This window comes from Mesorhizobium sp. P2_E7 (assembly GCF_056403855.1).
The window spans coordinates 166,082-180,073 of the sequence record NZ_JBFUER010000008.1; the positions used below are offsets into that span (position 1 = coordinate 166,082).

Genomic DNA, 13,992 nt, shown 5'->3' on the forward strand with positions numbered 1-13,992 from the left:
CGAAGCTCGGATTTCTATCTAGCAGCGAAAATTCGCCAGTGAAATCAAAAGCCCAGATTTTTGACGGTGTGTTCGACGGTATCTGTGTTGAACGAAAATTAATTACTCTTCAAAATCAGTCGGTTATCATGGCTTGCAAAAATCGAGTGGGAGTGATTCAGCCTTACCCAAACGCCGCCGAAGCACGCCAATCTGCGACGTAGCGTACTGAGAAGCCATATTTGGACTCGAATGTGCCGACGCCGATCGATCTCCAGGTGCAGTAGAGTTCGCCGGGCAGTCCGCCTGCAGCGGAGAGCACGACATCTGTCGCCGACTTCGGGACCATCAAGGTCAACCTCCTCCTCCTCACACACTACGATCGGACAATGACGCCACCGTCTTCAGCGCGCCATCGAGCATGTCGCCTTTCTCGTCCTTCAGCGCGGCCTCGCGCAACCGCCTGATCCAGTCGGCAGCGTCGTCGCGGCCCTTGACCAGATCGAGCGCCGACAGGACGCGGTCGAATTTCGACTGGGCGCGGATATGGGTGTCGCTGTAGCCCTTGATCAGTCGGCGGCAGTTGAGGATTTCTGTGGCCAACGCGTAGTCCTGAGGCACGTGGCGGAGCGCCAGCGCATACCAGCGCTCCAGATGTGCGGTCTCCACCTTGTGGCGCAACAGCCGGCGGCGCCAGCGGCGCAGGCCGCCGATGAACCAGAGGGCCGCAAAACCGGCAAAGCTGTCGGTGCGAATGCGGCGGCCATGGTTGATGCGCCGGTCGAGAAAAGCGGCGAGTTTCGGCCGGCTCTCGATGTAGCTGCCGAGCCCCGCCGGCATCGTGCCGCAGAACTCCTCGATGCGCGGATGGAAATATTCGGTCACTTGCAGGATAGAACCGTCCTTGACGCCGACCTCCTTGCGCACACGCCGGTCGCGCGTTGACCGCGTTTTCAGATCCGCAACGCGGATCATATCGTCATAGCACAGGGCGTTGGCGAGATGCTTCGCGGCGGCGATGGATAGCGCATAGGCATGGCCGTCGCTATCCAGCGCCACCGCCCGGTCGAGCCGGTCGAGATACTCGCCGCCATAGGCGATGTCCTGGTAGTCGACGACCTTTTTCAGGCCGCGCAGCGCCATGTCGCGCAAGGGCTCCGGAAATGCAGCGACGCGAGCCGCCAAGGCCTGCCAACCTTGCAGCAGGCTTTGCGGTCCGCTGACTTTTCCCGCCGCATCCAGGCCAATCCTGGCGACCGCGGGTTCCGCCGCCTGTGGCGCTGGTGAACTGGTACCGCGGGCGCGATCAAAGGCGGCGCCAAAGGCGGCGAGGCTGGCTTTCACGCCCCGGCCGCCGACGCCGATCGCCTGTTCGTAGCTTTCGCGTGGAAACGGCAGCGCATCGGAGCCGGCCAGCGCGCCAAGCAGGCTGGCAGAGATCATCGAGCCATTGTCGGCGGCGATCTTTTCCATGTCGAAGGCGATGAAGCGTTTCGATGCAGCTTGCGCTGTCGCGTGTACCTTGGAAGACGAGGCCCGGCCGTCACCCGGCTCGATCTTTTCCGACACGGCGGCAATACGGTGTGAAGAAGCGATGAGCGTGGTGCGATCGGGCGTGACGAAGCCTCTGATGATGGCGCGGCCGGCTTCCATCAGCTCGGCAGCGATCAATATGTCGACGTCGCCTTGCGAAGGCGACAGGGCAAAGACCGGCAGCCGGCCGGTATCGCGGGCCATCTCGACGTAGTAGATCGTAGCGCCAGTGCGCTGGGCGACGCCGGCGACCGAGGTCGATTGCGCAACATAGGAATTGCGCTCGGCAACGTCGGTGATCCAGTCGGCCAGCACGCCGCCACCCTGGCCGCCGACCGCCAGCACGGCGAGCTTGATGACGCGCTCGTCGTCCTGTGCGCCGCTCCGGGCGCTGAATGGCGGGACAGCGTCAAGCATCGGCAAAGGTCAGGCGCCGGCTCTCGCGGCGGCGTTGCATCAGGCCGATCACGACGCGGCGGGCGCCCTCCAAAAAGCGATCCCATCGGCTCGGATTGTGCACGACATCGGCGCGGTAGAAGGATGGGCACAGCACGGCGGCGTCCGCCACCTCGCCGCAATTGCCGCAGCCGACGCAGCTCTGGTCGATCGATGCCACCGGATCGTCGCGCAAGGGATCGTCGAGCGACTTCACCGACAGCGACGGGCAGCCGGACAGCCGCATGCAGGCGTGGTCGCCGGTGCAGATGTCCTCGTCAACGCCGAACTTCGGCTTGACGACACGGGTCCCGCCCTTGATCGCCTGGTCGACCAGCGGCTTTTCGCGGCGCTGGCGATTGAGCATGCATTCGGACGAGGCGACGATAACCTTGGGACCTTTCTCCTCCGTTGTCAGCGCCTCGCGCAGCGTGTCTTGCATCTTGCCGACATCATAGGTGCGGTCGATGTGGCGCAGCCATTTGACGCCCATGCCTTTCACTGCCTCGGTGATCGGATGCTTGGTCGACTTGGTCTTGTTGCCCGCGCGGGAGGAGAGAATGTCCTGACCGCCGGTGGCGGCCGAGTAGAAATTGTCGACGATGACGATGACGCCGTCGTTCTTGTTGAACACGGCGTTGCCGATCGAGGAGGTCAGGCCGTTGTGCCAGAAGCCGCCATCGCCGACGAAGGAGATCGAGCGGCGCTTGGCGTCAGGCGAATTGAAGGCCGAGGCCGACGCCGGCCCGAGCCCGTAGCCCATGGTGGTGGCGCCAAGCTCGAAGGGCGGCATGATCGAGAACAAATGGCAGCCAATGTCGGATGCGATGTGATGCTTGCCGAGTTCCTGCTCGACCAGTTTTGTCGCAGCAAAGATTGGCCGTTCTGGACAGCCGACGCAGAAGCCGGGCGGCCGGCCCGGCACGACGTTGATCAGATCAGCGGTGTCGACGCCGTCGCCGACCTTGTTGGGCGCGCGCACTTCACCCGGCAAGAGATGCGGGGCCTCGGCGCGCAGGAAGGCGCCGATGCCGTCGAGCATCACCTGGCCGGTATATTCCCCGGCCATCGGCAGATACTCCTTGCCGACCAGCCTGGTGCCGCGCAGGGCCTTGTGCAGCATGGCGGCAAAGGCCTGCTCGATGTAGTTGGGCTGGCCTTCCTCGACCACCAGCACCGCCTGCTTGCCTTCGCAGAAGGACAGGAACTCGTCGTCGATCAGCGGATAGACGGCGTTGAGCACATAGAGCGGCACATCCGTCTCGCCATAGGTGTCGGCGAGGCCGAGACGCTGGAGGGCGCGGATGACCGAATTGTACATGCCGCCCTGCATGACGATGCCGACGGAGCCGTTGTCCGAGCCGAAAAATTCGTTGATCTTGTTATCGCGAATGAAGTCCACGGCCGCCGGCCAGCGTTTCTGGACCTTCTCTTTCTCGTGCAGGAAGGAGGCGGGCGGCAGCACGATGCGGCCGGTATCGCGGCGCGGCGCGTCGAGCGCGTCGGCCACCGTCATCGGCGGGCGCTTGTTGTTCTTGGCGATGAAATGGCCATGGACATGGCAGCAGCGGATGCGGACCTGAAGCATGACCGGCGTGTTGGAGGCCTCGGACAGTTCAAAGCCGTCCTCCACCGCCTTGACGATCGACGGCAGATTGGGGCGCGGGTCGAGCAGCCAGACCTGGCTTTTCATGGCGAAGGCATGGCTGCGTTCCTGCATGATGGAGGAGCCTTCGCCATAGTCCTCGCCGACGATGATCAGCGCCCCGCCGGTGACCCCGCCGGAGGCGAGGTTGGCGAGCGCATCGGAAGCGACATTGGTGCCGACGGTCGACTTGAACGTGGCGGCACCGCGAATGGGGTAGTGCACCGAGGCTGCCAGCATCGCGGTGGCGGTGGCTTCCGACGCGCTGGCCTCGAAATGCACGCCGAGCTCGCCCAGAATATCCTGCGCGTCGGCCAGCACATCCATCAGGTGGCTGATCGGCGCGCCCTGGTAGCCGCCGACATAGCCGACGCCGCACTGCAAGAGCGCCTTGGTGATGGCGAGGATGCCTTCGCCGGCAAACTCCTCGCCGGCGCCGAGCCTCAGTTTTTCGACTTCCTTGGCAAAAGACCGTTCGGCCATTTTTCCAACCTTCCGTTGCCGGCCATGCGGCCGGCGCTTACGTCTAGATGTCGTGTTTGCGAATGTTCTTGAGCATCTTCAAAAGCGTCGCGATCAGCGCGGCATATTCCGCGTCGTCTATGTCGTCGAACATTGCTTCGAACGCGTCATGCATGGCTGGCCAGGCGCGGGTGAACTCGGCGCGGCCCTCATCGGTCAGGAAGACATGGCGGATGCGGCTGTCGGTGACACCCTGCTCGCGCCGCACGAAGCCTTGCCCTTCCAGCGTGTCGAGCGTGCGGCTCAAGGTCGACTGCTCGATGACGGTGTAGACCGAGAGGTCGTTGACGGTGACGCCGTCGGTGACCGACAGCACGGCCAGCGTGCGGACCTGCGGAATGGTCAGGCCCTGCTTGCGGAAATCGTCACGCAAGGTGGCGTTGTAGCGGCCCATGATGCGGTTCATCAGATAGGGCGCGAATTGCTGCAGGCCGATCTGGCCGAGCGTCGAAATGCGCTGGCGCTTTTCCGGGGTCTTCTGATCCATCACAGCCTCCCTGCCAGGAGAAAGCCGGAGCCGCCGCCCAGGCCTGCGCCCGGATGGGTCGAAGCGCCGATGTGATGCAGGCCCTTAATGCCTGTTTGATGGTTGCGGCTGGTCTTGAACGGCCGCCAGAGGAACGACTGGTCAATGGTGGACGAACCACCGTAGGGATCGCCGCCGACCAGATTGATGTTCATCGCTTCGAGATCGGTCGGCGAATAGGCGCGCCGAGCAATCACGCTGTCCTTGAAGCCGTCGATGTGGCTGGCAAGGATGGTTTCGGCGCGATCTGCATAGGCTTCGCGCAGCGCGTCGGTCCACTGCCCATCCGCCGGTGCTTGCAGTTTGGCGGCCGCGTCGCCCTTGATATGCCGGGGCGCCTCGGGCAGTTGCAGCCACAGGATCGCCTTGCCCTCCGGACAGCGCGTCGGATCGAGCGCATGCGGCTGGCCGACGCAGATGGTCGGCACTTCCGGCAGCATGCCGCGCGCCGCCTCGTTGCAGGCCTTCGACACGCCATCGAGCCCCGGCGTCAGATGCAGCAGCGCAACCTTGTCCAGACCTTCGCCGCGCCATGCCGGCGGCTTGTCCAGGGCGTAGTGGATCTGGAAATTGCCCTTGCCGTAGCGATATTTCCGCGTTGCTTCGATATCGGCTTCGGGAGCCTCGCTGCCGAGCAGCCGGCCATAAAGCTGCGTCGGCGTGACCGAGCAGATGACACTCTTGTTGGCCGTAATCGTTTCACCGGAAGCCAGCCGGACGCCGCTCGCGCGGCCACCGCTCTGAACGATCGAGGCGACATCGGCGCCGGTGCGGATGTCGCCACCACGTTCGCGGATAAGGGCTTCGAAGGCGGCGAGCAGGGTCTTTGCGCCGCCCTTGACGATCGGCGCGCCGGCCGCCTCCAGCGCGAAGGCGATGACCTTGGCGATCTGGCCGGAGAAGGCGTCTTCCGGTCCAAGCCCGGCATGCAGCACCCACGGCGCCCACAGCGCGCGGACGGTCTCGGACTGGTAGGTGCTTTCCAGCCAGCCGCGCGCCGGCACCAAAGCTTCGCCGAGGAAGGCGGCAAGACCGCGCGGGCCGCGCCGCCAGGCATCGCCGGCCAGCAGTTTCGCCGTCGGATAAGACCATAGGCTGCCGCCGAGCAGGCCGAACAGCAGGCCGGCATTGCGCTCGATGCTGCCGACATCGCCCGCATGCCGGTCGCCATCGCCGGCGGCAATCGCGTTGATTGCCGCGACATTGGCGGCGCGGTCGGTGCTGAGCACGGCATGGCTGCCGTCCGGTCGCAGCACGCCGGTTGGCGTGCCGGTGTGGCAGAACTCCAGTCCATGCCGGGCGAGATCGCCGCCCAGTGCCGCAAAGGCCGGCGAGGTGATGAACAGCACAAAAGTCGTCGCCATCACATCATGGATGAAGCCGGGCGCGGTGATCTCCTCGGTGCGCATGCAGCCGCCGATGCGGTCGTTGCGCTCGAGGATCAGCACCTTCGCGCCCTTGCCGCCGAGCATCGCCGCGCAGACCAGCGCGTTGATGCCGCTGCCGACGACGATGTGATCCGGCTGGCTCACTTCAGCGTGCCTTCGCTTAGCCTTTCGACACAAGCGCCAGCGCGCGGATCGGGCTGCCGGTGCCGTGTTCGATCTTGAGCGGTGCAGCGATCAGGATAGCGCCTTTCGGCGGCAACTGGTCGAGATTGCAGAGACTGGCCAGACCGTAGCGGTTGGCCTTGTGCATCAGCGTGTGCGCCGGGAATGGCGGCTCCATGCCGCCGGCCTTGCCGGCGTCGGTGCCGATCGTCTCCGAGCCCCAGCCCTTGATGTCCTTGCTGATCAGATACTGGATGGCTTCAGCCGTCGGGCCTGGCGTATGCGGGCCGGTCTCATTGGCGTTGAGGAACTCGGCTTCCGAGCCGTTGCGCTTGTACCAGTCGGTGCGCATCACCACCCACTCGCCGGCGTTGATGGCGCCATGCTTGGCTTCCCATGCCTTGATATGGTCGACGGTGAGCAGGAAGTCGTGGTCGGCTGCGGCTTCCTTCGAGCAGTCGATGACATTGACCGGGCCGACGAAGTTCTGCGCCGGAATGGTGTCCGTGGCGCCGTCCGGATAATCCTTGCCGGTGATCCAATGCTGCGGCGCGTCGAAATGCGTGCCCGAATGCTCGCCGAGCTTCAGCCAGTTCCACGCCCACCACGGGCCGTTCTTGTCATAGCGGGAGATCGAGTGGATCTCGACCTTCGGCGTGTCGACGGCGAGCTCCGGCGGCAGCTTGATCAGCGGCGTGTCCGGCCCGAGTTGCGCCGAGAGGTCGACCACCTTGATGGCGCCTGAAAGCAGCTGGCCGGCGACTTCGCCGAGGAGTTTTTGCGTGTCCATGGTCTGAGGTTCCCTCTTTCTGATGATCATCAAGGCTCGTCTCGGCCCTTAATATCCTACTAGACGAAAACATATGCATCTGCAATTATCTTTAAGCATAAAGGAAATGGGAACGGGGCGTGAGCGAGTTCGACGCCATCTTTGTCGGGGCGGGCCACAACAGTCTGGCATGCGCCGCGCATCTGGCGCTCAAAGGCTGGAAAACCGGTATATTTGAGCGCAGTGCAGCAATCGGCGGCGCCGTCCAGACCCGAGAATTTACCCTTCCAGGCTTCCGTCACGATTTCGGCGCGATGAATCTGAGCCTGTTTGCCGGCTCCGACTTCCACCGGAAATATGCAAATGAATTGAAAGCGCAGGGCCTCGAGTTCGCGCCGGTGGCCGACTGTTTCGCCAGCGCCTTCCCGGATGGACGCTGGTTTGGCGTCAGCAACGATCTGGAAAAAACCGCCAGCCGCATGGCCGCGTTCTCCGCAGCCGATGCCGCGACATGGCGCAAGCTCGTTGCCGCCTTCCCAGGCGAGGCCGAGCATTTGTTCCGGCTGCTGGGCTCGCCGATGAGTGCCCGCGCGCTTGCCGGCACCGCCTGGAACCTGTGGCGCAAGAAGGGCATGTCCGGCGCGCTCGACACCGGTCGGCTTTTGCTGTCATCGCCTCGCGCCTGGTTGGAAGAAAACTTCGAGTCCGCCCATGTGCGGGCAACGCTTGCCACTTGGGGCATGCATCTCGACTTCGCGCCCGACATAGCCGGCGGTGCGGTGTTCCCCTATCTGGAATCGATGGCCAACCAGAGCTTTGGCATGGTGCTGGGCAAGGGTGGCGCCGACACCATCATCCGGGCGCTGTCGGGCATGGTCACCTCGGCCGGCGGCAAGATCGTAACCGGTGCCGAAGTGGCCGAAATCACCGTTGCCGGAGGCAAGGCATCAGGCGTGCGGCTCGCCTCTGGTGCGACGCATACGGCGACCAAGGCTGTGATAGCTGGCGTTGCGCCCAAGGCGTTGACCGGCAAGTTGCTGCCCAACGGCTCCGGCGACGCAGGCTTCGATACGGCGATGAAAAAGTTCCGGCATGCGCCAGGCACGATGATGATCCATCTGGCGCTTGACGATTTGCCGGACTGGCGCGCCGGTGCCGAGCTGCGCCAGTTCGCCTATGTGCATCTGTCGCCATCGCTCGATGCGATGTCGCGCACCTACCAGCAGGCGATGGCGGGCGTGCTGCCGGACGAGCCCGTTCTGGTCGTCGGCCAGCCGACCGCGATCGATCCGTCGCGCGCACCGCAGGGCAAGCACATATTGTGGGTGCAGGTGCGCATGCTGCCCGCCGAAATCGCTGGCGATGCGGTCGGCAAGATCGCGCCCGCGCACTGGGATCAGGTCAAGGATGCCTATGCCGAGCGCGTGCTCGACATCATCGAGACCTATGCGCCCGGCCTGCGTGCAAAAATCCTCGGCCGTGCAGTGTTCTCACCCATCGACCTCGAGCGTGAGAACCCCAACCTCGTCGGCGGCGATCAGGTCTGCGGCAGCCATCATCTGGCGCAGAATTTCCTGTTCCGCCCGGCGCGAGGTTATGCCGGCTGGAACACGCCGGTCGCCAATCTGCATCTCATAGGCGCCGCGACATGGCCCGGTGCCGGCACCGGCGCGGCCTCGGGCTTCATGCTCGCGCAACAGCTTGGCGGGAGGTAGCTCGGGAGATTTCATGAAGGCGACGAGAGGCAAGGCGCTGCTGCCCGCGAAGCCCGGACCGATAAACTGACAGTGCAACGCAAAGACAACAAAACCAACAAGGGGAACCAACATGACAATCAACAGACGCGAATTGCTGGGATACAGTGCCGCGGCACTTGGCGTGGCGGCAGTCGGCCTGCCGCAGATCGCCAAGGCGGCGGCCGGCGAACTGACCATCGCCTACAACGTCAACCTGCCGTCCTGGGACCCGACCACCGGACCCTCGGCGGTCAACCCGACCATCCAGGGTCTCTACCAGTCGGTGTTCGACCAGTTCATTCCGCAGAAGCCGGACCTCTCTTTCGCGCCAGGCCTGCTCACCGAATGGGGCTGGAATGAGGATCGCACCAAGGTGACAATGACGGTGCGCGAAGGTGTCAAATGGCATGACGGCTCGCCCTTCACGCCTGAGGACGTGGTCTGGTCGCTGCAGCGGGCGGGCGACGAAAAGACCGGCAACCCGATCCAGTTCGTCTGGAAGAACGTCAACAATTTCAAGATCGACGGCAACAAGATCACCGGCGACGTCGTGCAATTCGACCCGGTCTATTTCAAATGGATGTCGTTCCTGACCGGCTACATCCTGCCGAAGGCCTACTACGAGAAGGTCGGCGCCGAAGGCTTCGAGAAGGCGCCCATCGGCACCGGCCCCTATATGGTGGAAAAATTCGAGCGCAACGCCTTCCTGCGGCTGAAGGCCAACCCGAACTATTGGGGCGGCAAGCCGGCCTTCGAGAACGTGACGATCAAGTTCGTCACCGATGCGGCGAGCCGCGTGGCCGAGATCGAATCCGGTTCCTCGCAGGTGACGCTCGAAATCCCCTATGAGGAGTATGACCGGCTGGTCGCCAAGGACGGGCTCGCCGGCTCGTGCAAGAACGTTTCCGATATCGGCATGATCTTCTTCAACGACATAGAGGCGATGCTGGACAAGAACGTCCGCCAGGCTGCCGTCATGGCGGTGGACAAGGAGCTTCTGGTCAAGCGGCTGCTGCGCGGCTATGGCCAGCCGATCGCGACGCTGGAGACGCCGGAGTACACGGCCTTCGATGCCTCGATCAAGGTCGAGCACAATCCGGAAAAGGCCAAGGAGCTGCTCGCGGCTTCCGGTTATTCGCCCGAAAAGCCGGTCAAGTTCACCATCCAGACGACCAAGGGGTTCAAGCCCAAGGACTATGAGATGATCCAGGCGATCGTCGGCATGTGGCGCAAGGTCGGCATCGAGGCAACGATCGAGGTCTACGAGATCGCCAAGCACTATGAACTGCGCGCCGCCGACAAGCTGGCGCCGGCCGCCTTCTACAATTGGGGCAACGCCATCGGCGATCCGACGACGTCGACCGGCTTTGCCATGTACGGCCCGAGCCCGCACTCGGTGTGGGACAGCCAGGATTTGATCGACATGATCAACCCGCTGTGGGGCGAGAAGGATGAGGCCAAGCGCATTGCCGGCTGGAAGGCGGTCGACAAATACATCGCCGAGCAGGCTTATGTGCTGCCGCTGATTCAGTATGCGCAGCCGATCGTGCATGCCAAGGGCGTCAATGTGGTGCAGCATGTGTCCGGTGCGCTGCTGCCGGCGCTGATGACCCCGGCCTGATATCGGCATAGACTGAATGCGCGCCACCGCAACCGGTGGCGCGCCCCTTTTCGCCGGAAATACAGGCGACCATGCTTCTGCAAAGATTTCTGATCCGTCTTCTGACGATGCTGGTCACGCTGTTCGGCGTCGCCGTCGTCGTCTTCGTCGTCATTCGCGTCGCTCCCGGCGATCCAATCGCCATGATGCTGCCGCCCGGTGCGACCCAGGAGGATATCGACCGACTGCGGGCGCTCTACGGACTGGACAAGACCATCGTGCAGCAGTTCTTCATCTGGCTGTCCGGTGTCGTCAGGGGCGATTTCGGCACCTCGATTTCGCTGCGGCAAGATGTGCTTAGCCTCGTCTTCAACCGGCTGCCGGCCACGCTGGAACTCGCCATCGTCGCGCTGATCATGGCGGTGGCGCTCGGTGGCACGACGGCGATCCTCGGCGCGCGCGAACGCGGCACGGCGGTCGAGGCCGGCATCGACATCGCGAGCGGCGCGGCCCTCTCGATTCCCGATTTCCTGTGGGGCCTGGTGCTGATCCTTTTGTTCGGTGTGCTGATACCGATCTTCGACATTTCCGGCCGGGTGTCGCCGCAACTCGACCTGCCCTTCGTCACCCAGTTCTATTTCTTCGAGAGCTTGCTTCGGCTGCGCCTCGACCTGACCTGGGATCTGCTCAAGCACATGCTGATGCCGGCCGTGGCGCTGGCTCTGCCGCTGGCGGCAATCATCTCGCAGTTGCTGAAGCAGTCGCTGAAGGAAGTGCTTGACCTCGACTATGTCGTGCTGGCGCGGGTGAAGGGTTTTTCCGAGACGCAGGTCATCCTGCGCGAGGCGCTGAAGAACGCCGCTCTGCCGACGCTGACCCTGGTCGGCGTGCAGTTCACTTTCCTCATCGGCGGCACGGTCATCGTCGAGCGGCTGTTTTCCTATGAGGGGCTCGGCAACATGGCGATCGACGCCGTCATCAATCGCGACCTGCCGCTGATCCAGGGCATCGTGCTGGTGTTCGCATTGCTGTTTGTGCTGATCAATCTTGCGGTCGACATGATGTACGCGCTGCTCAATCCGAGGCTGCGTCATGGATGAGGCGCGCATCCCCAGGCGCGGATTGAGCCCGAGGCTGTGGCTGGCCGGCGGCTGGCTGCTGCTGGCACTGCTGGCCGCGATCTTTGCGCCGCTGGTGGCGCCGCAGGATCCGCTGGCGCAGGATCTGATGCTGGAGCGGCTGCCGCCCTTCTGGCTCGATGGCGCCGAGCCCGGCTATTGGCTGGGCACCGACAGTCTCGGTCGCGATCTCCTCTCGCGCCTGATCTTCGGCGGCCGTATCGCCTTTATCGTGGCTTTCGCGGCGGCGATCGCCGCGTGCCTGGTCGGATCGACGCTCGGGCTCATCGCAGGCTATTTCGGCGGCTGGGCCGACCGCATCATTTCGCGCATCGTCGATGTCTGGATGGCGTTTCCGCCGGTGCTGTTCGCCATCTTGCTGGTCGCGGTGCTCGGCACCGGCCTGAGTTCCGTGATCCTCGCCATCGCCATCATCGACTGGACGCGCTTTTGCCGGGTGATCCGCGCCGAAGCGATGGGCCAGTCGCGCATGGACTATGTCGAGAACGCCCGCATCGCCGGCTATGGTCGCATCGGCATCATGCTGCGCGAAGTGCTGCCCAATGTGGTGCCGTCGATCGTGGCGCTGCTGTCGCTGGAAATGGGTATCGCCGTCATCGTCGAGGCGATCCTGTCCTTCGTCAATCTGTCGATCTCGACCGACGATCCGACCTGGGGCGGCATCATCGCCGAGGGCCGGCTGTCGATCCACCAAGCCTGGTGGGTGCTGGTGTTTCCGCTGATCACGCTGATCCTCACCGTGCTGTCGTTCAGCCAGTTCGGCGAAGCGCTGAAGACACGCTTCGATCCGGTGCTGCGATGAGCGCCTGCCTCGACATAAGCGATCTGAGCGCCGTGCTGCCGAACGGGCTGCGCGTGCTGCGCTCGGTCTCGCTGTCCGTTCAACCCGGCGAGGTGCGCGCACTGGTCGGCGAGAGCGGCGCCGGCAAGACGATGATCGGCAAGGCGGTGCTCGGCGTGTTGCCGTCCAGCGTGCGCATCGTCGAGGGCACGATGGCACTCGAAGGCGAAGACCTCGGCAGACTGCAGCCCAAGGCAAGGCGCACGCTGATCGGCGCCCGTACGGCGCTGATCCCGCAGGATCCGCTGACCGCACTCAACCCGTCGCGGCGCATCGGCCCGCAAATGACCGACCGGCTGGTGCGCATCCTCGGCTGGAGCGGAGAGAAGGCCGACACGCGCATCCGGCAACTGCTGGACGAGGTGCAGATCCGCGATCCGGACCGCGTGCTGAAGAGCTATCCGCATGAACTGTCCGGCGGTATGCGCCAGCGTGTGCTGATAGCCGCGGCCTTCGCCGCCGAGCCACGGCTGATTGTTGCCGACGAGCCGACCACCGCGCTCGACGTCACCGTGCAAAAGCAGATCCTGCACCTGATCGCCGAATTGCAGCGCGAGCACGGCACCGCGATCCTGTTCGTCACCCACGATCTCGGTGTCGTTGCCAAGATCAGCCAGAAAGTGTCGGTGCTCTATGCCGGCAAGGTGGTGGAAGAGGCCGACACGGCCGCACTCTTCTCCGCGCCTGAGCATCCCTATACGCGGGCATTGATGGCTGCGACGCCGCGCTACACCGATCCCTTCGCCTCGCTGAAGCCGGTGGACGAGACCGTGCTGGCCGGGCTTGCCGCCGAGATCGCCGCGGCAGACCAGGCGTGGAGGCGGCCGCGTGGTTGAGCCGCTCATCTCCGTGCGCGGGCTGAAGGTTGCGCTGCCCGACATGACCCGCAAGCCGCTGATCGGCCGCGCGCCGCTGGCCGAGATTTTGAAAGGCCTGGACTTCGATCTGCCGCGCGGGTCGGTGACCGGCATCGTCGGCGAATCCGGATCCGGAAAATCGACACTTGGCCGCGCGCTGGTCAGGCTGCTGGAGCCGAGCGCCGGCAGCATCCATTTCGAGGGCCGCGATATCACCCATCTGCCGGAGGCGGAGCTGCGGCCGCTGCGCCGCGATCTGCAGATGATCTTCCAGGACCCGATGTCGTCGCTCAATCCGCGCCGCACCATCGCCAGCATCATTGCCGCGCCGCTCAAGCAGAACGGGCTCGGCGACAGGCTTAGGGAGCGCGTCGCCGAAGCCTTGCATCGCGTCGGCCTGCCGCAAAGCTTCGCCAGCCGCTATCGTCACCAGCTGTCGGGCGGCCAGCGCCAGCGCGTCGGCATTGCGCGTGCGTTGGCGCTGTCGCCGAAATTCGTGCTCGCCGACGAGATCGTTTCCGGTCTCGACGTGTCGACGCAGGCGCAGATCCTCACGCTTTTGGAGAGGCTGGCGGCGGAGATGGGGCTGACCGTCGCCTTCATCAGCCACGATCTGTCGGTGATCAGGCGGCTCTGCCAGCAAGTGATCGTCATGCGCGAGGGCAGGATCGTCGAGGCGAGCGCCACCGATGCGCTGTTCGACAACCCCAGGGAGACCTACACGCGCGACCTGCTTGCCGCCATTCCACTGCCTGAGATCGATGCGGACTGGCTGCGGCCGGTAGCGAAAGCGCCGGCATAGGACTGTTCATCCTGCACGCCGAACAGCGGGCCTCGGACGTGCAGAAAAGCAAAATCAG

The 13,992-nt window shown here is 64.2% G+C and carries 11 protein-coding genes; 6 read left to right on the top strand and 5 right to left on the bottom strand.

The genetic code is table 11. The annotated features are described in order from the left end of the window. Window positions 1–348: 348 nt before the first annotated feature. The 5 genes from AC1DYC_RS28390 to AC1DYC_RS28410 are packed head-to-tail and all read right to left on the bottom strand — an operon-like array spanning window position 349 to window position 6,980. Entirely contained in the window at window positions 349–1,929 is a 1,581-nt protein-coding gene (locus AC1DYC_RS28390; RefSeq protein WP_477411002.1) for an indolepyruvate oxidoreductase subunit beta family protein, read from the bottom strand. Beyond that, window positions 1,922–4,075 (bottom strand): thiamine pyrophosphate-dependent enzyme, encoded by a 2,154-nt coding sequence (locus tag AC1DYC_RS28395; RefSeq protein ID WP_477411003.1) that lies wholly within the window; start codon window positions 4,073–4,075, stop codon window positions 1,922–1,924. The genes AC1DYC_RS28390 and AC1DYC_RS28395 overlap by 8 nt, the downstream gene beginning before the upstream one ends. Window positions 4,076–4,118: 43 nt before the next feature. After that, window positions 4,119–4,601, bottom strand: coding sequence for a MarR family winged helix-turn-helix transcriptional regulator (locus AC1DYC_RS28400; RefSeq protein WP_477411004.1), 483 nt, complete (start codon window positions 4,599–4,601; stop codon window positions 4,119–4,121). Next, window positions 4,601–6,172 (bottom strand): phytoene desaturase family protein, encoded by a 1,572-nt coding sequence (locus tag AC1DYC_RS28405; protein WP_477411005.1) that lies wholly within the window; start codon window positions 6,170–6,172, stop codon window positions 4,601–4,603. The genes AC1DYC_RS28400 and AC1DYC_RS28405 overlap by 1 nt, the downstream gene beginning before the upstream one ends. A gap of 16 nt (window positions 6,173–6,188) precedes the next feature. Further along, window positions 6,189–6,980: a cyclase family protein gene (locus tag AC1DYC_RS28410; RefSeq protein WP_477280136.1), complete on the bottom strand. Its 792-nt coding sequence runs from the start codon at window positions 6,978–6,980 to the stop codon at window positions 6,189–6,191. 119 nt (window positions 6,981–7,099) lie between these two features. Here AC1DYC_RS28410 and AC1DYC_RS28415 point away from each other — a divergent pair, with 119 nt between their 5' ends. The 6 genes from AC1DYC_RS28415 to AC1DYC_RS28440 all read left to right on the top strand — a co-directional run bounded on the left by AC1DYC_RS28415 (window position 7,100) and on the right by AC1DYC_RS28440 (window position 13,934). Then, window positions 7,100–8,674, top strand: a complete 1,575-nt coding sequence (locus AC1DYC_RS28415; RefSeq protein ID WP_477411006.1) for a phytoene desaturase family protein — start codon at window positions 7,100–7,102, stop codon at window positions 8,672–8,674. A 112-nt stretch (window positions 8,675–8,786) separates the two neighbouring features. Then, a complete protein-coding gene (locus AC1DYC_RS28420; RefSeq protein ID WP_477411007.1) occupies window positions 8,787–10,316 on the top strand; it encodes an ABC transporter substrate-binding protein in 1,530 nt (509 codons plus the stop codon). Window positions 10,317–10,387: 71 nt separating this feature from the next. Further along, a complete protein-coding gene (locus AC1DYC_RS28425; RefSeq protein ID WP_477411008.1) occupies window positions 10,388–11,395 on the top strand; it encodes an ABC transporter permease in 1,008 nt (335 codons plus the stop codon). Further along, on the top strand, window positions 11,388–12,236 hold the full coding sequence (locus tag AC1DYC_RS28430) for an ABC transporter permease (protein ID WP_477411009.1): 849 nt from the start codon (window positions 11,388–11,390) through the stop codon (window positions 12,234–12,236). Before AC1DYC_RS28425 ends, AC1DYC_RS28430 begins: the two co-directional genes overlap by 8 nt. Beyond that, window positions 12,233–13,111 carry an ABC transporter ATP-binding protein gene (locus AC1DYC_RS28435; protein ID WP_477411010.1) on the top strand — a complete coding sequence of 293 codons (879 nt, stop codon included), beginning with the start codon at window positions 12,233–12,235 and terminating at the stop codon, window positions 13,109–13,111. The genes AC1DYC_RS28430 and AC1DYC_RS28435 overlap by 4 nt, the downstream gene beginning before the upstream one ends. Next, window positions 13,104–13,934 carry an ATP-binding cassette domain-containing protein gene (locus AC1DYC_RS28440; protein WP_477411011.1) on the top strand — a complete coding sequence of 277 codons (831 nt, stop codon included), beginning with the start codon at window positions 13,104–13,106 and terminating at the stop codon, window positions 13,932–13,934. The genes AC1DYC_RS28435 and AC1DYC_RS28440 overlap by 8 nt, the downstream gene beginning before the upstream one ends. Window positions 13,935–13,992 lie beyond the last annotated feature (58 nt).